Source organism: Nocardioides sp. GCM10030259 (assembly GCF_042666375.1).
Classification (GTDB): domain Bacteria; phylum Actinomycetota; class Actinomycetes; order Propionibacteriales; family Nocardioidaceae; genus Nocardioides.
The window spans coordinates 453,297-472,795 of sequence record NZ_JBHTDF010000008.1; the positions used below are offsets into that span (position 1 = coordinate 453,297).

At 72.6% G+C, this 19,499-nt stretch carries 19 protein-coding genes; 7 read left to right on the top strand and 12 right to left on the bottom strand.

Going from position 1 to position 19,499, the window contains the following annotated elements:
• Positions 1-2 precede the first annotated feature (2 nt).
• The 3 genes from ACFQQI_RS10875 to ACFQQI_RS10885 form a co-directional block, all read right to left on the bottom strand.
• Positions 3-1,490: an MFS transporter gene (locus ACFQQI_RS10875; RefSeq protein WP_378562225.1), complete on the bottom strand. Its 1,488-nt coding sequence runs from the start codon at positions 1,488-1,490 to the stop codon at positions 3-5.
• A gap of 10 nt (positions 1,491-1,500) precedes the next feature.
• Entirely contained in the window at positions 1,501-1,950 is a 450-nt protein-coding gene (locus tag ACFQQI_RS10880; protein WP_378562230.1) for a MarR family winged helix-turn-helix transcriptional regulator, read from the bottom strand.
• Positions 1,951-2,053: 103 nt separating this feature from the next.
• Positions 2,054-3,493, bottom strand: coding sequence for an NCS2 family permease (locus ACFQQI_RS10885; RefSeq protein WP_378562233.1), 1,440 nt, complete (start codon positions 3,491-3,493; stop codon positions 2,054-2,056).
• Between the two features lie 48 nt (positions 3,494-3,541).
• Between ACFQQI_RS10885 and ACFQQI_RS10890 the strand changes: the two genes are divergently transcribed.
• A complete protein-coding gene (locus ACFQQI_RS10890) occupies positions 3,542-3,847 on the top strand; it encodes a DUF2530 domain-containing protein (RefSeq protein ID WP_378562236.1) in 306 nt (101 codons plus the stop codon).
• On the opposite strand, the gene ACFQQI_RS10895 is transcribed toward ACFQQI_RS10890, so the two are convergent.
• Positions 3,844-4,617: a DUF3027 domain-containing protein gene (locus ACFQQI_RS10895; RefSeq protein ID WP_378562239.1), complete on the bottom strand. Its 774-nt coding sequence runs from the start codon at positions 4,615-4,617 to the stop codon at positions 3,844-3,846. The two genes, ACFQQI_RS10890 and ACFQQI_RS10895, sit on opposite strands and share 4 nt — an antisense overlap.
• A 73-nt stretch (positions 4,618-4,690) precedes the next feature.
• On the opposite strand from ACFQQI_RS10895, the gene ACFQQI_RS10900 reads away from it, so the two are divergent.
• Positions 4,691-6,088: an MFS transporter gene (locus ACFQQI_RS10900; RefSeq protein ID WP_378562242.1), complete on the top strand. Its 1,398-nt coding sequence runs from the start codon at positions 4,691-4,693 to the stop codon at positions 6,086-6,088.
• On the opposite strand, the gene ACFQQI_RS10905 is transcribed toward ACFQQI_RS10900, so the two are convergent.
• From ACFQQI_RS10905 to ACFQQI_RS10935, 7 genes are read right to left on the bottom strand one after another with little or no spacing between them, the layout of a single operon-like run.
• Entirely contained in the window at positions 6,085-6,480 is a 396-nt protein-coding gene (locus ACFQQI_RS10905) for a cold-shock protein (RefSeq protein ID WP_378562246.1), read from the bottom strand. The two genes, ACFQQI_RS10900 and ACFQQI_RS10905, sit on opposite strands and share 4 nt — an antisense overlap.
• 59 nt (positions 6,481-6,539) lie before the next feature.
• Positions 6,540-7,955, bottom strand: coding sequence for a haloacid dehalogenase-like hydrolase (locus ACFQQI_RS10910; RefSeq protein ID WP_378562249.1), 1,416 nt, complete (start codon positions 7,953-7,955; stop codon positions 6,540-6,542).
• 9 nt (positions 7,956-7,964) lie between these two features.
• A complete protein-coding gene (locus ACFQQI_RS10915; protein ID WP_378562252.1) occupies positions 7,965-8,618 on the bottom strand; it encodes a hypothetical protein in 654 nt (217 codons plus the stop codon).
• Positions 8,619-8,668: 50 nt separating this feature from the next.
• A complete protein-coding gene (locus ACFQQI_RS10920) occupies positions 8,669-10,276 on the bottom strand; it encodes an AMP-binding protein (RefSeq protein WP_378562255.1) in 1,608 nt (535 codons plus the stop codon).
• A gap of 45 nt (positions 10,277-10,321) precedes the next feature.
• On the bottom strand, positions 10,322-10,729 hold the full coding sequence (locus ACFQQI_RS10925) for an SRPBCC family protein (protein ID WP_378562258.1): 408 nt from the start codon (positions 10,727-10,729) through the stop codon (positions 10,322-10,324).
• Positions 10,730-10,780: 51 nt separating this feature from the next.
• Positions 10,781-11,878: an RDD family protein gene (locus tag ACFQQI_RS10930; RefSeq protein WP_378562261.1), complete on the bottom strand. Its 1,098-nt coding sequence runs from the start codon at positions 11,876-11,878 to the stop codon at positions 10,781-10,783.
• On the bottom strand, positions 11,875-12,828 hold the full coding sequence (locus ACFQQI_RS10935; protein WP_378562264.1) for an FHA domain-containing protein: 954 nt from the start codon (positions 12,826-12,828) through the stop codon (positions 11,875-11,877). Before ACFQQI_RS10935 ends, ACFQQI_RS10930 begins: the two co-directional genes overlap by 4 nt.
• A gap of 39 nt (positions 12,829-12,867) precedes the next feature.
• On the opposite strand from ACFQQI_RS10935, the gene ACFQQI_RS10940 reads away from it, so the two are divergent.
• From ACFQQI_RS10940 to ACFQQI_RS10955, 4 genes are read left to right on the top strand one after another with little or no spacing between them, the layout of a single operon-like run.
• Positions 12,868-15,147, top strand: coding sequence for a helicase-associated domain-containing protein (locus tag ACFQQI_RS10940; protein ID WP_378562267.1), 2,280 nt, complete (start codon positions 12,868-12,870; stop codon positions 15,145-15,147).
• Positions 15,148-15,156: 9 nt separating this feature from the next.
• The gene (locus ACFQQI_RS10945; RefSeq protein ID WP_378562270.1) at positions 15,157-15,684 is read left to right on the top strand and encodes a CGNR zinc finger domain-containing protein; all 528 of its coding nucleotides are present in this window, start codon (positions 15,157-15,159) and stop codon (positions 15,682-15,684) included.
• A gap of 22 nt (positions 15,685-15,706) precedes the next feature.
• Positions 15,707-16,123, top strand: coding sequence for a VOC family protein (locus ACFQQI_RS10950; protein ID WP_378562273.1), 417 nt, complete (start codon positions 15,707-15,709; stop codon positions 16,121-16,123).
• Positions 16,120-17,760: a DNA repair helicase XPB gene (locus tag ACFQQI_RS10955; protein ID WP_378562276.1), complete on the top strand. Its 1,641-nt coding sequence runs from the start codon at positions 16,120-16,122 to the stop codon at positions 17,758-17,760. Before ACFQQI_RS10950 ends, ACFQQI_RS10955 begins: the two co-directional genes overlap by 4 nt.
• Before the next feature lie 379 nt (positions 17,761-18,139).
• Here the strand turns inward: ACFQQI_RS10955 and ACFQQI_RS10960 are convergent, their stop codons facing one another.
• The gene (locus ACFQQI_RS10960) at positions 18,140-18,835 is read right to left on the bottom strand and encodes a hypothetical protein (RefSeq protein WP_378562280.1); all 696 of its coding nucleotides are present in this window, start codon (positions 18,833-18,835) and stop codon (positions 18,140-18,142) included.
• A 68-nt stretch (positions 18,836-18,903) separates the two neighbouring features.
• On the opposite strand from ACFQQI_RS10960, the gene ACFQQI_RS10965 reads away from it, so the two are divergent.
• Entirely contained in the window at positions 18,904-19,416 is a 513-nt protein-coding gene (locus tag ACFQQI_RS10965; RefSeq protein WP_378562283.1) for a hypothetical protein, read from the top strand.
• The last annotated feature ends 83 nt before the right edge of the window (positions 19,417-19,499 follow it).

Genomic DNA, 19,499 nt, shown 5'->3' on the forward strand with positions numbered 1-19,499 from the left:
CCTCAGCGAGAGCTTCCGGAGAGGGTCTCGTCGAGGGAGGCTTCCGCACCTGGGTCGGGAGCCTGTCCTCCCGACTGATTCCGGGCACGCGCAACGGCCTGGTTGTCCCAGACACGAGGAACAAGGCTACCCGCGCCCCCTACCCCGGTCAAAACGTCCGAGGCAGCCCGGCCGGAGCGCAGCGAGGGCTGGGCGTCAGCCGAGGCGGTTGAGGAGGCTCGGCGCCGGTCCGCGCGCCAGCGCGGGATGGCGCGAGCCGTCTCGAAACCAAGGGCGCCGCCCTGGATGCGGGCATAGACGGCCAGCGCGACCGCGACTCCGGCCACGGTGACGACGCCGCCGACGATGAGTGTCCACCGGGCGCCGAGGTGCTGGCCGATGAGCCCGATCACCGGCGCGCCGAGGGGTGTGCCGCCCATGACGATCGTGAAGTAGAAGGCCATCACCCGGCCCCGCATCAGGGGGTCCGACTCGGTCTGCATGGTCGCGTTGGCCGAGTTGAGCATGGTCAGCGTGGCGAACCCGATGACCGGGGCGAAGAGCGCGAACGCGACGTACGTCGGGAGCAGGCCGGCCACCACCTCGGCGATGCCGAAGGCGACCGCCGCGATCACCACGAGCCGCAGCCGGATCCGGACCCGCCGGGCGTTGAGCAGCGCCGCGGTCAGCGAGCCGACCGCCATGGCCGAGCCGAGCAGGCCGAACTCGCTCGCGCCCTTGTCGAAGACCTCGGTCGCCATCAGGGCGGAGGTGATCTGGAAGTTCATGCCGAAGGTGCCGGCGAAGAAGACCACGATGAGGATCAGGATCATCTTCGGCTGGCTGCGCACGTAGGCGACGCCCTCACGGAGCATCCCGGGCTGGCGCGGCCGGGTCTCGGGGGACTGCAGCAGCGCGACGTTCATCCGCTCGAGCTGCGCGATCACGGCCAGGTAGGAGACGCCGTTGACCAGGATCACCCAGCCGGTCGCCTCGGGCCCGCCGCCGAGCGCGCCGATCATCACGCCGGCGATCGCCGGGCCGAGGATGCGGGCGGCGTTGAAGCTCGCGGAGTTGAGGCCGACGGCGTTTGTCAGGTCGTCGGGGCCGACCATCTCGGCCACGAACGACTGGCGGGCCGGGGCGTCGAAGGCAGCGCCGACGCCGAACATGAACGCGAGCACGTAGACGTGCCAGGTCTCGGCGACGCCGAGCACGGCGATCACCCCGAGCAGCACGGAGGTGACGGCCATCATCGCCTGCGTCAGCTGCATCAGGCGGCGCTTCGGGAACCGGTCGGCGACCACGCCGGCGTACGGCGTGAGCAGCAGGATCGGCAGGAACTGCAGCCCGGTCGTGATGCCGAGCTCGGTGCCGCTGTTGCCGGGCAGGTGGAGCACCAGCCAGTCCTGGGCGACGCGCTGCATCCAGGTACCGACGTTCGACACCACGCTCCCGGCGAGGTACATCCGGTAGTTGGCGCTGCGGAGGGCGCGGAACGTCGGGCTCATGTAGTGGTGATCAGTCCTTCTGGGCCAGCTGCTCGAGGATGGGGGCGGCCTGGCGGAGGATCGCGCGCTCGGCGGGGCTCAGCTCCCGGAGGCGCTGGGCGAGCCACGCGTCGCGACGGTCGCGGTCGGCGGCGACCCGGCCGCGCCCCTGGTCGGAGAGCTCGACGACGATCTGGCGCCGGTCGGTCTCGTGGGGGCGCTTGACGACGTCGCCGCTCTCCTCGAGGCAGTTGACGGTGCGGGTCATCGAGGGCGGCTGCACCTTCTCGGCGGCGGCCAGCTCACCGACGGTCAGCGCGCCCCGGCGGGCGAGCACGCCGAGCACGCCCATCTGGTTGATGCTCAGCTCGTTGTCGGGGTGCCGCTCGCCGGCGAGCCGACGACGCAGTCGCATGACCGACAGCCGTAGCTCGCTGGCGAGCCCGGCGTCCGTGCGGGCGACCTTCTCCACGGTAGGCATATCGTTAGCATAAGTCATTACCTGTGCTAACTATTCCACCGAGAAACGGGTCGCCCGCGTCGCCCGGGTCCGGAGACCCTCCCGAGGCGGACGACCCGTCAGGTCAGGTCAGCAGGTCGGTGATCGGGTCGATGAAGAAGTAGACGACGAACAGCGCCGCGACCAGCCACATGAGCGGGTGGATGGCGGCGAACTTGCCGCGCACCAGCTTGATGAACACGTAGACGATGAAGCCGGCGCCGATGCCGACGGTGATCGAGTACGTGAACGGCATCAGCACGATCGTGAGGAACGCCGGGATGGCGATCTCCAGGTCGTCCCAGTCGATCCCCCGCACCTGCTGCATCATCAGGAAGCCGACCAGGACCAGCGCCGGGACGGCGGCCTCGGACGGGATGATCGCGACGAGCGGCGCTGCGAAGATCGCGAGCAGGAACAGCACGCCGGTGACCACCGACGCGAGGCCGGTGCGGGCGCCCTCGCCGACGCCGGAGGCCGACTCGATGTACGACGTGTTCGACGAGACGCCCGCGGCGCCACCGGCCGCGGCGGCGATCGAGTCGACGACCAGGATCCGCTGCGTGTTCGGCGGGGTGCCGTCCTCCTGGAGCAGGCCGGCCTCCGCACCGATCGCGGTCATCGTGCCCATGGTGTCGAAGAAGTCCGCCAGCATCAGCGTGAAGATCAGCAGGAGCGAGGTGACGACGCCGGCGTTCTCGAACGAGCCGAGCAGGCTGAACTCGCCGAGAGTGCCGAAGTCGGGGGTGTCGAAGAGGTCGTCGGGCCACGCGGGCGTGGTCAGGGCCCAGGTCTGGGCGCTGATCTGCTCGACGATGATCGCGAGGATCGTGGTCGCGATGATCGAGATCAGGATCGCGCCGCGCACCTTGAGCACCCAGAGCGCGATCACGAGCAGCAGGCCGATCCCGAAGATCAGCACCGGCCAGCCGGAGAGCTGCCCGGTCTCGCCGAGCTGGACCGGGACCGTGGTGTTCGCGGCGTCCGGGATGCGGCGTACGAAGCCCGCGTCCACGAAGCCGATCAGCGCGATGAAGAGGCCGATCCCGACCGAGATCGCGACCTTCAGCTGGGCGGGTACGGCGTGGAAGACCGCCTCACGGAATCCGGTGAGCACCAGCACGAGGATCAGCAGGCCCTCGATGACCACCAGGCCCATCGCGTCGGCCCAGGTCATCTGGCTGGCGATCGAGAACGCGACGAAGGCGTTCAGGCCGAGGCCGGTGGCGATGGCGAGGGGGTAGTTCGCGACGACGCCCATGAGGATCGTCATCACCCCCGCGACCAGCGCGGTTCCGGCGGCGATCATCGCCAGGTTGGCTCCGGGCTCGGTGCCGCCGCCGAGGACGTTGCCGTCCTGGTCGGTCGCGAAGCCGAGGATGAGCGGGTTGAGCACGATGATGTAGGCCATCGTGAAGAACGTGACGATGCCGCCACGCACCTCGCGTCCGACGGTCGAGCCTCGTGCGGAGATCTTGAAGAAGCGATCGATGCCGCTCGAGGCGGCCGTGGTCTGGTTGCTCACGGCTGGCAAGCATCGCAGACGTCAGGGCCGTCGACTAGCGTGTCTCGCGTGGAGCTCGAGGACGACCAGCCGATGCAGCACGAGATCGGCAGCCGCACCTACTTCATCGCGAACGTCGAGCCCATGGACGTCGACGGCGTGCGGACGGTCGAGGTCGGCTCGGCGCTCTGGCTGATCGCCTTCGTCGCCCTGCTGCCGTTCTACGGCCGGCTCGAGGAGTCCGGTCGGCTGTGGTGGCTGTGGACGTGCATGGCCGGCCTCGGCCTCGGCCTGATCGGCGTGGAGGTCTGCCGCCGGCGGCGCCGGTCGCGCGACGAGCGCGCGGCCGCGATCGCCGAGGTCGAGGACGTCTAGAACAGCTCGATCTCGTCCGGGGTCATCGTGTCGATGACGGGCTGCGGGAGCGGCTTGGGCTCGTGCTTCTTCGCGAGGCGCACCTCGGAGTGGGCGCCGCAGCCGTGGTCGAACGACACGATCCGGCCGTCGTCGTTGGCGTCGCCGTTGGCGCACACGCCGAAGCTCTCCGACAGCGGGCCGGCGATCCGCACGAGGAAGCCGCACGTCGTGCAGCTGTCCGGGGCCGACCGGGCCAGCGGGGAGTCGGGGCCGCCGTCGCCGTCGTACCAGCGCTGCGCCGCCAGCCCGCGGCCCTCCGGGGAGAGGGTGCGGACGCGGCCGAGGCCGAGGTCCTGGGCGACCTGGCGGACCTGTGCCTTGTCGTCGGCGTCGAGCGGGTCGTCGCCGTAGGAGTACGTCGGGACCAGCCGCGGGTCGTAGTCCTCGACGGGGAGCAGGTCGCCGGGCGAGAGGTCGCCGGGCTTGATCCGCTCGCGGTAGGGCACCCACGACGGCGCGACGATCGCGGCCTCGCCGGGCACCAGCACGATCTCGTCGACCGTGACGCCCTTCTGCCGGCTGGCGCGGGCGACGGTGACCGCCCACTGCCAGCCGACGTACCCGGCGCGCTCGCAGGCGAAGAAGTGGGTGACCACCCGCTCCCCCTCGACGGCGTGTCCGAGGTGCTCGCCGACGTCGACGGAGCCGACCTCCTCGAGGAGGGCGGCCCGGGCAGCGTCGACCGCCGCCACCGTGGCGGAGTCGGGCTTGGGGCGAGCGATCGTCATCACGAGACGAAATCATGGCCCATCGGAGATTCGATGTCAGGTCCGGGCTGGCACAAGCAGGCAGGATGGGGGCATGGACGCCCGGCACCCGGACTCGTCGACCGACGAGCAGCGCTGGCGGGACCCCCACCCAGACCAGGCTCCGGACGGGCCCGCCTCGCGGGTCGCCCGCGGGCTCGGGGCGACGGCTCGGGGCGCCGGCCGGGCGGGTCGGGCGACGATGCGCACGGCGAAGCGCGCCGCGGATGCGCAGGGGGCGGGCGAGTCGGGACTGTCTCGACTCATCCAGATGCACTTCTTCAACACCGCGGGCGACGCGGCGGTCGCGATCGCGCTAGCGGGCACGCTCTTCTTCACGGTGCCGTCGGGTGAGGCGCGCGGGCAGGTGGCGCTCTTCCTCGGCCTGACCATGCTGCCGTTCGCGATCGTGGCGCCGCTGATCGGGCCGTTCCTCGACCGGTTCGCGCACGGCCGGCGCTGGGCGATCGGCGCGACGATGGCGATCCGCGCGTTCCTGTGCTGGGTGCTGGCGGGTGCCGTCGTGACCGAGTCCGTGTGGCTCTTCCCGGCCGCCCTCGGGGTGCTCGTCGCGTCCAAGGCGTACGGCGTGACGCGGGCCGCCGCCGTACCCCGACTCCTTCCGCAGGAGTTCACGCTCGTCAAGGCCAACGGCCGGGTCTCGATGTCCGGCATCGTCGGCGTCGCGGTCTCGGCGCCGATCGCCGGCCTGGCGTCGCTGGCCGGGCCCGAGTGGGTGCTGCGCTACGCCTTCCTGCTGTTCGTGGCGGCCACGATCGGTGCGATCCGCCTGCCCACCCGCGTGGACTCGAGCGAGGGCGAGGGCGACCTGCTGCTGCGCGGCGACGGCGGCAAGGCCCGCACCGGCAGCGTCCGGATCCCGCCGGCGGTCGCCTACGCCCTCCGCGCGAACTGCGGGCCGCGCTGGATGTCGGGCTTCCTGATCATGTTCATGGCGTTCCAGCTGCGGCAGAACCCCATCGACGGCTGGAGCACCGAGGTCCTCACCGCGCTCGTGGTGGGCGGCGCCGCGGCCGGCAACTTCCTGGGAGTCGTCGCCGCCTCGGTGCTCAAGCGGATCAACCCGGCGATCACGGTGTCCGCCGTGCTCGTCGCCGACCTGGCGGTCGTCGTCTTCGGCTTCCTCCTGTACGGCGTGGTCGCGCTCGCGCTGCTCGGCCTGGTGGCCGGGCTCGGCCAGGCGCTCGCGAAGTTCTCCCTCGACGCGACCATCCAGCGCGACGTCCCCCACCGGGTGCAGGCCAGCGCGTTCGCCCGCAGCGACACGACCCTCCAGCTGGCGTGGGTGATCGGCGGCTTCATCGGCATCGCGATGCCGATCGACCCGTCGCGGCTCGGGCTCGGCGTGGCGATCGCGGTGCTCGCCGCGTGGAGCGTCTTCGTCTTCACCAGCCGGCCGAAGGCCGCACCGCAGGTGCGGACGGGGAACTAGCTCTCGAGCTCGTCGGCCAGGCCGCGGAGGAGCTTGGCGACCGGCTTGGCCGTGCGCGCGTCGGGGTGTCGGCCGTGGCGGTAGGCCTCGCCGACACCGTCGAGCAGCCGGATCAGGTCCTCGACGATCGTGGCCATATCCTCAGGCTTCTTGCGCTTGGCGTCGCGCTGACCACGGGCGACCGACGGCTGGCGGTCGAGAACCCGGACCTGGAGCGCCTGGTCACCGCGGCGGCCCTGGGCGATGCCGAACTCGACGCGGGTGCCGGCCTTGAGCGCCGTCGTGCCCTCCGGCAGCGCCTCGGCGCGCACGTAGACGTCCGGTCCGTCCTCCTGGGAGAGGAAGCCGAAACCCTTCTCGGCGTCGTACCACTTCACCTTGCCAGTGGGCACGGCTCTGACCTCTTCTTGCTCTCGGTGCTCTGATCCCGGCCGCCGCCGGACGGCACAGCCTATAGGGCCTCGTTCATCGAACCCGAACGGAATCCGCGGGGGTCCACGACGGCCTCCGGGAAGCCGGTGGTGCGAACGCCGTCGAGCAGCCGCGCCTCGAGCTCCGCGTCGAGCGGCAGCAGTGCTGCGTCGACCTCGACGGAGGCGCGGTCGCCCAGGTCGCGGACCCGGAGGTTGACCAGCCCGGCGGCCGCCAGGACGGCGCGGGCGGCGACCTCGGCGCGCTCCACGCGGCCCAGCCGGTGGGGCGTGACCTCCACGCCGTACGCGATCCGGGAGGAGAGGCAGGCGGCCGCCGGCTTGTCCCAGGTCGGCAGGTCCCAACGTCGCGACGCGGCGCGCACCTGCGCCTTGGTGAGCCCGGCGTCGCGCAGCGGCGCGATCGCGCCGCGCTCGGCGGCCGCTCGGATGCCGGGGCGGAAGCCGGCGACGGCGTCGTCGGCGTTGGTGCCGGTCGCGACGTGGTCGAGGCCGCGCTCGGCGGCGATCGGGGTGAGCACGTCGAGCAGCTCGGCCTTGCAGAAGTAGCAGCGGTCGCCGCCGTTGGCGCGGTAGCCCTCGCGTTCGATCTCGTGGGTCTCCGGGGTGAGGACCTCGACGCCGAGCGACGCGGCGAACTCGCGGGCCGGGTCGCGCTCGGCCATCGGCAGCGAGTGGGAGTAGCCGGTCGCGGCCGCGACGTTGTCGGCGCCGAGCGCCCGGACGGCCGCCGCCAGCAGGAAGGCGCTGTCCGCTCCCCCGCTGTAGGCCACGAGCACGGATCCGCGGCGCCGCAGGTCGGCCTCGAGCGCGGCGAGGCGCAGGTCGAGCAGGTGCTCGTCGAGCCAGGCCGGGAAGTCGGCGAGGCTGTCGAGGACCACGTGCGTGCCCGCCGCGAGCAACTCCTCGCGGGTGCTGCCGCCGGTCAGCACCGAGACGCTCAGGGCCCCCGCGGCCAGCGCGCCCTCGACGTCGTGCACGTGGTCGCCGACGTAGACGGTCGCGCCCTCGCGCTGCAGCACGTCGGCCTTGCCGACGCCCCACACCCAGCCCTCGAGGTGGTCGACGTCGAAGGCCAGGTGGTCGAGGTGCAGCCGCGCGTTGGGGGTGAACTTGCCGGTGACGACCACGACGCGCCCCGCGTGCCGGCGTACGGCGGCGATCGCCTCGTGCGCGCCGCCGAGCGCGGGCGTGCCGACGATGGCGTGGTCGGGGTAGAGCTCCCGGAACCGGTCGCCGGCGGCGGGGATCGCCTCGGCGTCGAGGTACGGCGCGAAGAGCATCTCGAGCGGCGGCCCGAGCTTCTTCGTCATCTCCGCGACCGGGAACTCGACGCCGAGCTCCCCGCCCAGCGCCGTCAGCACGTCGCGGAAGCCGGGTGCCGTGTCGATCAGTGTCATGTCGAGGTCGAACCCCACGACGAGCTGATCTGGCATGGGCTCAGCCTAGGTGAGGGGTCCGAAGGGCGATGGTGGGCCTGTCGCTGCCATCGAGCTGACCGGATCGTCGCGCAGCAGGGTGCAGCGGAGCACGTAGCCCCCGCCCTCCTCCCACGCCCGGGTGCGGTCGACGGTGCGCCAGCTCTCCCGAGTCAGGTCCCGGACGCGCTCCGGCCTCCCGTCTGGCTTGGTGTGGAGCGGGTGCCCGTGCTCGACCACGATCTGCGGGGTCTCGTCGAGCCGAATCTCATCGATCGTCCAGGTGTAGATCAGGGGTGGCATCCCGGGCAGGGATGCGAGCTCGTCCCTGTAGGCGGAGTAGTCGATGCCGAGCCCGATCTCGCCGGACACCCAGCCGTCGTCCACCGGCTGGTCGAGCCGCTCGTACGGCGACACGCTGTACGCGCAGACACCGACGTCGAGCACGTACGTCGTCGCCTGGCGACGGGTGGGCACTCGCTGCATCGAGCCCGTGACGTCGTACCACGCTTGCCGGCCGGTGTAGCGGCAGCTCGGGGCCCCAGGCGCGGGCTGCAGGCGCTGGCCGCGGCGCCACCAGAACTCCAGTGCGAACTGACGACGCTCTCCGGTGACGAAGTCGGTGTAGTTCCCGTCCTCGAGCACCCAGTTGCCGAGCACGATCCACCACTGAGAGCCCACCGGGGCATCGTGCCCGCGAACGGGCCGGCCCGGCCGGGAGCTTCGCCCGGTCATCCCAATCCGAGCCGCTTCGCGGACTCCTCGCGCATCTGGACCTTCCGGATCTTGCCGGTGACGGTCATCGGGAACTCGTCGACGATCATCACGTAGCGCGGGATCTTGTAGTGGGCGAGCCTGCCGGTGGCGTGGGCGCGCACCGCGTCGGCGTCGAGCGGGTCCGCGCCGGCCCGCATCTTGATCCAGGCGCAGAGCTCCTCGCCGTACCTCTCGTCGGGGACGCCGATCACCTGGACGTCCTCGATGTCGGGGTGGGTGTAGAGGAACTCCTCGATCTCGCGCGGGTAGATGTTCTCCCCACCCCGGATGACCATGTCCTTGATGCGGCCCACGATGTTGCAGTAGCCGTCGTCGCGCATCACGGCCAGGTCACCGGTGTGCATCCAGCCGTCGGCGTCGATGGCCTCGCGGGTCTTCTCCTCGTCGTCCCAGTAGCCGAGCATCACCGAGTAGCCGCGGGTGCAGAACTCGCCGGGCTCGCCGCGCTCGAGGGTCTTGCCGCTGACCGGGTCGACGACCTTGATCTCGACGTGGGGGTGCACGCGGCCGATGGTGGCGGTACGGCGTTCGAGGTCGTCGTCGACGCGGGTCTGGCAGGACACGGGGCTGGTCTCGGTCATGCCGTAGGCGATCGCCACCTCCGCCATCTGCATGTCGTTGACGCAACGCTTCATGACCTCGACCGGGCAGATCGACCCGGCCATGATGCCGGTCCGCAGTGACGAGAGGTCGTGGTCGGCGAAGGTCGGGTGGTTCTGCATGGCGATGAACATCGTCGGCACGCCGTACACGCCGGTGCAGCGCTCCTCGGCGATCGCGAGCAGGGTCAGCCCGGGGTCGAAGCCGGGCGCCGGGATCACCATCGTGGCGCCGTGGGTGATGCAGCCGAGGTTGCCCATCACCATGCCGAAGCAGTGGTAGAAGGGCACCGGGATGCAGAGCCGGTCCTGCTCGGTGAAGTTGATCAGCTCGGTCGTGAAGTAGCCGTTGTTCAGGATGTTGCGGTGGCTGAGCGTGGCGCCCTTGGGGTAGCCGGTCGTGCCCGACGTGTACTGGATGTTGATCGGGTCGTCGGGCGTCAGCGACCACGTCATCGCCTCGGCCAGCGTGACACCCGGGTCGGAGACGTTGTGGTCGGTCCACTCCGGCGACCCGAGGTAGAGCACCTGCTCGACCGGGGTGTCGGCGACGACCTCGTCGACCATCGCGCGGTAGTCGCTGGTCTTGAACGACGGCGCGGAGATCAGCAGCTTCGTGCCGGACTGGTTGAGCGCGTACCCCAGCTCGTGGGTGCGGTACGCCGGGTTGATGTTGACCAGGACGGCGCCGATCTTCGCCGTGGCGAACTGCGTGATCGTCCACTCCGCGCAGTTGGGCGACCAGATCGCGACCCGGTCGCCCTTGCCGATCCCGGCGCGGATCAACCCCACCGCGAGGGCGTCGACGTCGCGGTCGAGCTCGGCCCAGGTCCAGCGTCGCCCGCTCGCGACCTCGACCAGCGCCTCGCGGTCGGGATGGGCGGCGACGGTGCGCTCGAAGCTCGCGCCGATCGTCTCGTCGAGCAGCGGCGGGTGGGTGTCTCCGGCGGCGTACGACTCCATGGTCGGGAAACTACGCCGACCGAGGTTGGTCCGTCGTTGTGTGCCTCAGCGCTTCTCGGCCAGCCCGACGAGGGCCTGGAGCGCCTTCGGGGTGTCGCCGGTGACCATGGCGCCGACGTCGTGGGCGCCCTCACCCTCGACGGTGGTGCGCACCAGCACCTCGGTGGTGCCGTTGAGGGCGCTGACCTGGTGGTCGACGCGGATCACCAGGTCTCCGACGGTCAGGCGGTCGAGGTACCGGCGGCGCGGCTCGACGATCTCGAGCATGAACGGCGCCTCGATCCCACCGGCGAGGCAGATCGTGCCGGCCGCCCCCTCGGCGAAATGACCTTCGAGGGCCACGCGTTCGACCGCGGGATCCCAACAGTGCCAGCTACCCACGTCGCTCCAGAGTGCCCAGACCTCGGCCGGGCTCGCGGTCGTCGTGACGGAGTGCTCGTACTCGAAGGACATGAGATGAATGTAGAGCGTTTCCGCGCTCCCGGGGAGGGGCCCGCGGCGGGTTCAGGACTCGCGGACGACACTCATCTCGCGGTCGCCGAACCGGACCCGGTCGCCGTCGACGAGCGTCGCCGCCTTGCCCGACGGGAGCCCGCGCGGCACGCCCTGGCGGATCAGGATCGAGCCGTTGGTCGAGCCGCGGTCCATGACGACGAGGGCGCCGTCGGCCGCGACCTGGAGCTGGGCGTGGGTCTTGGACAGGGACATGTCGTCCGACGGCAGCGGCACCACGTGGCGCACCCGCTCCCCCTCGCGCTGCTCCGGGCGGCGACCCACCAGGACCAGCCCCTCGACGACGAACGACTCGCCGGTGTCGAAGCCGATCCGCCAGCGCACGACCGGCCCGGTCGCCGGGCGAGCGGCGTGTGCGCCGCCCGCCGGAGCGGCTGCAGGCTCGGGTCGGGCGTCCGGCCGGGGCTCGGGCACGAGCGGGTAGCCGAGCTGCTGCCGGGCGGGCGCCGTCGACAGCGTCCCGGTCGTCTGTTCGACGGCGGCGTGCCGCGGGGCGGGCGGACCGGCCGGGGGCGGGCTCGCGGGCCGCGGCACGGCCGGCGTGGCGACCGTCGGCGGGGCCGGGACCAGGCGCAGCGCGGTCAGGTTGACGACGTGGCGCGGTCCGGTCTCGGGCTCGGGCTCCTCCTCGGGCACCGGGCGGACGTCGACGACGACCGACCCGACGAGGTGGTCGTGCCAGCCGCGGCGCCGGCCGGTGGGGTCCATCGCGGCCGTCCAGGCGAGCGTGGCGACGCCGAGGCCGAGGGTGGGAAGCGCCGCGACGCCCAGCACCAGCTGGCGCAGCAGCGCGGCGGGTACGCCGATCGGCGTACCGCTGCCCTCGCCGACGACCCGGATCGCGGCGACCGCGTTGCCCGGCGTGGCGCCGGTGCGGCCGAGTACGACGGCGAACGCGCCGCCGACGAACAGCACGACGCCGAGGATCGCCGCGACCGCGACCCAGACGCGGTCGGGCCCGAGCAGCTGCACGATGACGACGGCGGCCGCCGCGTCGATGCCCCAGGCGATGGCCCGGTCGATCGCGAACGCGTAGAAGCGCCGGTCGAGGTCGGCGGCGGGCGCGGCGGGGGCGAGCACCTCGTTCACGGTGCCTCGACCTGGATCGTGACCCCGTCGCCGAGGTCGACGAGCGCCCCCGGGACGAGCTGGACGGTGACCCCGGCGCGCAGGTCCTCCGGCGGCAGGCCGGGCTGGACGACGACGGTGCCGTTGGTCGAGCCGAGGTCGGTGACCACGGCCGCGCCGTGGTCGGCCCCCGAACCGGGCTTGATCTCGAGGTGGGTGGAGGAGACCTCGTGGTGCGGGCTGTGCACGGTGATCAGTCGCGGCGCGTCGTCGGTCGTCGACCGGGCGGGCTCGGGCGCGCGGCCGACCAGTATCGTGCGGTCGACCGGGACCGTCTCGCCGTCGGGGAACACCAGCAGCGCCACCGGATGGGCCGTCACCGGCGGGGCCGGCGGCTGGCCGGGGATGCCCGGCTCGGGCCGGCGCAGCCCGACGGGCTCGGTGACCGGGAAGCGAGTGAGACCGTCGTGGTCGGCCTCCGGCTCCTCGGGGTCGGCCTCCGGCTCCTCCTCCACCGTGACATGGGCGGCGGGCGGGTGCTCGGCGCAGGCGAGGCGCACCAGGCCGGTGTCGACCAGCCCGTCGACCGCATCGGCCTCGCCATCGACCTCGATGCGGATCCGGGTCACCCCGGAGACCTTGCGCTCGACCCAGGTCGTCGCGGCATCGCCCTCGACGTGGAGCACGTCGTCGCCGACCGCGAGGTGGGCGCGGGCGGCGCCGCGGATCACGACCCGGGTCACGTCCTCGTCGTCGGTGCTGACCAGCACGAACCCGGTGAGGTCCCGCAGCCCGCCCGAGATCAGCGCGTCGAGGGTCTCGTCGAAGCCCGCGCCGTCGTCGACGAGCTCCCACAGCGCGGCGACGCGGCCGCGCTCGGACGGCGGCAGCACGACCGTCGCGCGGGGGCCGAAGACGCCGAACCAGTCGCCGCGGCGGTAGGACCAGGCCATCCCACCGGCGTCGTTCAACTCAGGACCCCCTGCGACCGGCCCGGTAGCGTGGGAGGGATGTCCAGGACGGCCCACCGCACCCTCGCCGACCAGCTCCGCAGCTGGCCGGACGAGCGGCTCTCCCGTCTCCTCCACGAACGCCCCGATCTCGCCACTCCCGCCCCTCATGACTCCGGCCAGCTCGCGTCGCGTGCGGCCACCCGGTCCTCTGTCCTGCGCGCGCTCGACCAGCTGAACCGGCTCGAGCTCTGTGTCCTAGATGCCCTCGTCGTCGTGGGCCAAACCAGCGCCGACGCGCCTGTGGACGTGGTGGCAGCGGAGCCCGACGACGTCCGCGCGGCGACCGCCCGGCTGCTCGACCTCGCGCTGGCCTGGGAGAGCCCGCAGGGCCTGCGGACGCTGACCACCGTGGCCGAGGCGCTCGGCGCCGGGTCGCCGGGGGTGAGCCCCGGGGTGAGCGGAGTGCGGCCGGTCTCGGCGGAGCCGCTCCCGGCCGACGAGGTGGCGCGACGGCTGGAGGAGCTGTCGCCGCAGGCCCGGACCCTGCTCGAGCACGTCCTCGACTCGGGCGGCACCGCGACGACCGGCACCGCCCGCCACACGGTGCTGCCGGAGGAGGCCGCGAACCCGGCCGAGGAGCTGCTGGCCCATCGGCTCCTCGTCCCCCGCAGCGGTGGCTCCGTGGTGCTCCCCGGCGAGGTCGGGCTCGCGCTGCGCGGCGGCCGCACCACGACGTACGACGTCGGCTCGCCGCCGGGGCTCGCGACGTCCGACCGCGAGCAGTCCATGGTCGACCGGGCCGCGGCGGGTGCGGCGTTCGACGCGGTCCGTCGCGTGGAGCTCGTGCTCGACCAGTGGGGCTCGCACCCGCCGGCCGCACTGCGCAGCGGCGGCCTGGGCGTCCGCGACCTGCGCGCGCTGGCGGCCGACCTGCACGTCGAGCCGCCCGTCGCCGCCCTGCTCGTCGAGGTGGCCCAGGCGGCCGGCCTCCTGGCCACGGCGGCGGGGCCCGACGGCGACCCGCGCTGGATCCCGACCGACGCCTTCGACACGTGGACGGCGAAGCCCACCGCCGAGCGCTGGCACGCGCTGGTCGTCGCGTGGCTGGGCAGCCCGCGGCTACCGGGGCTCGTCGGCTCCCGCGACCCGGCCGGCAAGGTCTGGAACGCGCTCGCCCCCGAGCTCGCCGGCGTCCACCAGGTCGAGACCCGCGAGCTGACGCTCGGGGAGCTCGCCGACCTGCCGCCGGGCACGGTGCTCGCATCGGGGACCGGCGTCCCGTCGCTGGTGCAGCGCGTCGAGTGGCTGCGCCCGCGCCGCCCCCGCACCCGGGCGGACCAGGTGGTGTGGGCGGTCGACGAGGCGACGGCGCTGGGCCTCGCGGCGCTCGGCGGGCTCGCGTCGTACGCCCGCACGCTGCTCGCCGAGGACTCGGCGGGTGCCACTTCGGCCCTGGGCAGGCTGCTGCCCGAGCCGGTCGACCACGTGCTGCTGCAGGCCGACCTGACGGCCGTGGCGCCCGGCCCCCTGGAGTCGCAGCTGGCCCGCAAGCTGCAGCTGGTCGCCGACGTGGAGTCGCGTGGCGGGGCGACGGTCTACCGCTTCACGCCGGGGTCGGTACGCCGCGCCCTCGACACGGGCTGGTCCGCCGTCGAGCTGCACGAGTTCGTCGGCTCCGTGTCGCGGACCCCGGTGCCCCAGCCGCTGACCTACCTCGTCGACGACACGGCGCGCACGTTCGGCACGGTGCGGGTCGGGCACGCGGAGGCGTTCCTGCGCGCGGACGACGAGGCCGCCCTCACCGAGCTGCTGCACCACCCGAGGGCGGCCACGCTCGGGCTGCGCCGGCTGGCGCCGACGGTGCTGGTCAGCAGCACGCCGATCGACGTGCTGCTCCCGCGGCTGCGCGAGCTCGGCGTCGCCCCGGTGGTCGAGTCGCCCGACGGCACCGTGCACATCGCGCGGCCCGACGTGCTGCGGGCCCGGACGCCCCGCGAGCACCGCGGCCGGGCGCAGCGCGCCGCCCGGGAGACCGCGCACGCCAGCCAGGTCGTCAGCGCGATCCGAGCGGGCGACCGCACCGAGTCGACCCGCCCGACCGCCGCGCCAGACCGGCTCTCGCCCAGCGGGTCGATGGCGGCGTTGCGCGAGGCGATCGAGGCGCGCTCGTCGGTCGTGATCGGGTACGTCGACAACCAGGGCGCGAGCACCGACCGGCTCGTCGACCCGGTCGCGCTCGACGGCGGCACGCTCACGGCGTACGACCACCGCAGCGACGACACGCGCACGTTCGCCGTACACCGAATCACCACGGTTCGGACTGTGCCCGCTACGTAAGATTGAAACGTGGACTTCATCCGGTACGCCGAAGCGGCGGCCTCGCTGCTCAACGCCGACCTCTCGGAGGTGGACGGACTGGTGGCATACCTGCACGACCGCCCGTGGCTGCAGGAGGTCGCCACCGACCGCGACTGCATGGTGCTGCGCAAGCTGCAGCGCGAGCTGCGGCCGGTGTTCGACGCCGGCGAGGCCGGTGACGTGAGCGCCGTCGTCGGCGGACTCAACGCGCTGCTCGCGCGCCACCCGATCACCCCGCAGATCTCCGACCACGACGCGCAGCACCTCCACCTCCACGTCGCCACCGGCTCCGGCAGCGTCTCGGAGCAGGTCATCGGCGAGTCCCTGCTCGGCCTCGCGACCCTCGTCTGCGACCTCGGCGCCGACCGCCTCGGCGTCTGCGCCTCGACGCCGTGCAGCAACGCGTTCGTCGACGCCTCGCCGAACCGCTCGCGGCGCTACTGCTCCGAGCGCTGCTCCTCGCGGGCGAACGTCGCGGCGTACCGCGCCCGGCGCCGAGCGGTCGTGCAGGCGTAGGGCCGCGACGTAGCGTCGTTCCATGCGAGGACGGATCACGCACGACCCCAACCCGGAGCGCGCAGCGCGCGGGGACTTCTGGGGCATCGCGCTCGACAGCCCCGACCCGCGGCGGCTGGCCCGGTTCTACGTCGCGCTGCTCGACTGGGAGATCGGGTCGGAGTCCGACGACTGGGTGACGGTGCGGCCACCGGACGGCGTGGCCTACCTGGCGTTCCACGTCAACGACCAGCACGTGCGGCCGGTCTGGCCGTCGACGCCCGGCGAGCAACAGCAGCAGCTGCACCTCGACTTCGAGGTGCAGGACCTGGAGGCCGCGGTCGCCCACGCGACCGAGCTCGGGGCGGCGCCGGCGGAGTTCCAGCCGCAGGACGACGTACGCGTGATGCTCGACCCGGACGGCCATCCCTTCTGCCTCTATCTAGGATCGACGGAGTGAACGACGGTCCTCTCATCGTCCAGTCGGACAAGACCCTCCTGCTCGAGGTCGACCACGAGCGCGCCGACGACTGCCGCAAGGCGATCGCGCCGTTCGCGGAGCTCGAGCGCTCCCCCGAGCACATCCACACCTACCGGCTGACGCCGCTCGGCCTCTGGAACGCCCGCGCCGCCGGGCACGACGCCGAGCAGGTCGTCGACACGCTCCTCGAGTACAGCCGGTACGCCGTGCCGCACGCGCTGCTCGTCGACGTCGCCGAGACGATGGCCCGGTACGGGCGGCTGCGGCTCGAGAAGCACCCCATCCACGGCCTGGTGCTGGTCTCCAACGACCGGCCGGTGCTCGAGGAGGTGCTGCGCGCCAAGAAGGTCGCCGGGATGATCGGCGAGCGCATCGACGACGACACCGTGGTCGTCCACGGCTCCGAGCGCGGCAACCTCAAGCAGGCCCTGCTCAAGCTCGGCTGGCCGGCCGAGGACTTCGCGGGGTACGTCGACGGCGAGGCGCACCCGATCTTCCTCGACGAGTCCGAGTGGCACCTCCGCGCCTACCAGCGCGAGGCGACGGACTCCTTCTGGCACGGCGGCTCGGGCGTCGTCGTGCTCCCCTGCGGCGCCGGCAAGACGCTGGTCGGCGCGGCCGCGATGGCCGAGGCGAAGGCGACCACGCTGATCCTGGTCACCAACACCGTCTCGGCGCGGCAGTGGAAGGACGAGCTGGTCCGACGTACCACCCTCACGGAGGACGAGATCGGCGAGTACTCCGGCGCCGTCAAGGAGATCCGGCCGGTCACCATCGCGACGTACCAGGTGCTGACGACGAAGCGGAAGGGCGTCTACCCGCACCTCGAGCTGCTCGACGCCCGCGACTGGGGACTGATCGTGTACGACGAGGTGCACCTGCTGCCCGCGCCGATCTTCCGGATGACCGCCAACCTGCAGGCGCGTCGTCGCCTCGGCCTGACGGCGACGCTGGTGCGCGAGGACGGGCGCGAGGGCGACGTGTTCTCGCTGATCGGGCCGAAGCGGTACGACGCGCCGTGGAAGGACATCGAGGCGCAGGGCTGGATCGCGCCGGCCGACTGCGTCGAGGTGCGCGTGACCCTGCCGTCGTCCGAGCGGCTCGCCTACGCGACCGCCGAGCCCGAGGAGCGCTACCGGCTCGCGTCCTGCACCCACCACAAGATCGACGTGGTCCGCCAGATCGTCGACTCCCACCCGGAGCGGCCGACACTCGTGATCGGGCAGTACATCGACCAGCTCGACGAGATCGCCGCCGCCCTCGACGCCCCGGTGATCAAGGGCGAGACGACCGTCAAGGAGCGACAGCGGCTCTTCGACGCGTTCCGGTCGGGCGAGGTCGGCCTGCTCGTGGTCTCCAAGGTCGCGAACTTCTCGATCGACCTGCCGTCGGCCGAGGTCGCGATCCAGGTCTCCGGCTCGTTCGGCTCCCGCCAGGAGGAGGCCCAGCGCCTCGGCCGGCTGCTGCGGCCGAAGTCGGAGGGCAAGACCGCGCACTTCTACACGATCGTCTCCCGCGACACCGTCGACGCCGACTTCGCCGCCAACCGGCAGCGGTTCCTCGCCGAGCAGGGGTACGCCTACCGGATCGTGGATGCGGAGGACGTGGGGGCCTGATCCGTCGGGATCCTGGCGGACCCGGCTCATCTGCTGTGTCCGCGGGTCGTGCCGTCTGCGGCTGCCCGAGTGTCGCGGGTGGTCTCGTGGTGACGACCGACGGGCTGGGGACGGGCAGCGGTGGGGCGGGTGGGGAGGGTCGGCGGCCGGGCTGCGGGCCCGAGGGCGGAGCAGCGGTGGGATAGGCACCGTTTCTGTGCCTGAAAGGGTGCCTGTCCCACCGCCACCCGCGAGCCGGCCGGAGACCGCAACCCCGAGCCACCCCGCAGGCCACGGACAACGACCCACGGATGAGTCAGAAGAGCCGGGGGAACCGGGGGAAACCCGAACTGTTGGCGCCGAAGCTTCGGCCGAGAGCCGCAGGTTTCGACCGGGGATGTCAGCCGACCTCGAGGATGTCGTTCTCGAACCAGGCCGCGTCGGCGTCCCCGCCGACCGGCAGGCACCGCACCACGACGCCGGTCTCGACGTCGAGCGCGACGTCGTAGTGGTCGGGGTACTTCTCCTTCACCGGCGTCCACCCGGCGCGGCCGCCGAGCTCGAGGGTGTCCGAGACCTCGGACCAGATCAGCGCACAGCAGCTGCAGCGCGGCTCGTAGCCCTCCAGCGCTCGTACCTCGGCGCGCCACACCGGCCGGTCGGCGACGACGTCCTCCCGCAGGTCGGTGAGGGCGACACCGTCGGCGAGCTCGACCGGGTCGAGCATCGCGACCCAGCTGTAGTTGCCGTACATCGGGTCGTCGTAGTCGACCTCGAAGTGCGCCGCGGGCCGCTCCGCGACCAGGCCGTCGGGACGGTACGCCGGGGTCGCCTCGTGCGGCAGCACCGGCTGCGGCAGGGGCGGCGGCGTGGGGTCGGGGTCGGAGACGGCGGCGACCCGGAGGCTGGTGGTGTACGGCAGCCCCGACGCCCGCTCCTCGCGGCCGTCCGGACTCCTGACGAGCAGCTCACCCGGCCGGCGTACCCACGCCTCGCAGGGGCCCGGGAACTCCGACCGGTGCCGGAAGTGCAGCGACATCCAGCGCCAGGGTGAGCTGCGCGCCAGGGCGTGGAAGGCGTCGACGGTCGGGGTCACCGCCGCAGGGTAGGCCCGCCTCCGGTGACACAGCACCCCGATTTGCCATACCGTGCAATGATGCTTACATGATTACAGCGGAGATGCAGGAGCGCGTGACGGGCTGGTTCGCCGGCCGGCTCCCGGCGGACTGGCAGCCCGCCGACGTCACCATCGACCGCGAGGAGATCACGGTCGTGCTGACCATCGACGACGTCGCGCTGGAGAACCCCAGCGAGACCGCCCTGGCCGAGGCGCGTGCGGGTCGCGCGTCGGCGTTCCGAGAGGACACCCGCGAGCGGCGGATGGAGATCGCGCGCGAGGCGCAGCACCGCTTCGAGCGCACGGTCTCGTGGGGGCTGGCCGTCGGCGAGCACCGCGAGCTGTGGACCCACGTCGCCGCCCCCGTGATGACGCGGCTGCGCCAGCCGCAGCGGCTCGTGCTCGAGACCCTCGTCGACGCCGGCGTCGCCCGGTCGCGGGCCGATGCCCTCGCATGGTGCGTGCGCCTCGTGGCGCAGCACGAGGACGACTGGCTCACCGAGCTGCGGGACGCGATGAGCGCGGTCGCCGACGTGCGCGCGAAGGGCCCGGCGGCCTGAACCTCACTGGTGGACGTTGGGGGCAGACAGGAGTAGGTCTCTTGTCTGCACCCCGGGCCTATCGGGGCACTGCCGAGCTGAGC

Coding starts and splice junctions, on each gene's coding strand:
- ACFQQI_RS10875 (WP_378562225.1), bottom strand. CDS start 1,490: ATGAGCCCGACGTTCCGCGCCCTCCGCAGCGCCAACTACCGGATGTAC.
- ACFQQI_RS10880 (WP_378562230.1), bottom strand. CDS start 1,950: ATGCCTACCGTGGAGAAGGTCGCCCGCACGGACGCCGGGCTCGCCAGC.
- ACFQQI_RS10895 (WP_378562239.1), bottom strand. CDS start 4,617: ATGACGATCGCTCGCCCCAAGCCCGACTCCGCCACGGTGGCGGCGGTC.
- ACFQQI_RS10900 (WP_378562242.1), top strand. CDS start 4,691: ATGGACGCCCGGCACCCGGACTCGTCGACCGACGAGCAGCGCTGGCGG.
- ACFQQI_RS10910 (WP_378562249.1), bottom strand. CDS start 7,955: ATGCCAGATCAGCTCGTCGTGGGGTTCGACCTCGACATGACACTGATC.
- ACFQQI_RS10920 (WP_378562255.1), bottom strand. CDS start 10,276: ATGGAGTCGTACGCCGCCGGAGACACCCACCCGCCGCTGCTCGACGAG.
- ACFQQI_RS10925 (WP_378562258.1), bottom strand. CDS start 10,729: ATGTCCTTCGAGTACGAGCACTCCGTCACGACGACCGCGAGCCCGGCC.
- ACFQQI_RS10940 (WP_378562267.1), top strand. CDS start 12,868: ATGTCCAGGACGGCCCACCGCACCCTCGCCGACCAGCTCCGCAGCTGG.
- ACFQQI_RS10950 (WP_378562273.1), top strand. CDS start 15,707: ATGCGAGGACGGATCACGCACGACCCCAACCCGGAGCGCGCAGCGCGC.
- ACFQQI_RS10965 (WP_378562283.1), top strand. CDS start 18,904: ATGATTACAGCGGAGATGCAGGAGCGCGTGACGGGCTGGTTCGCCGGC.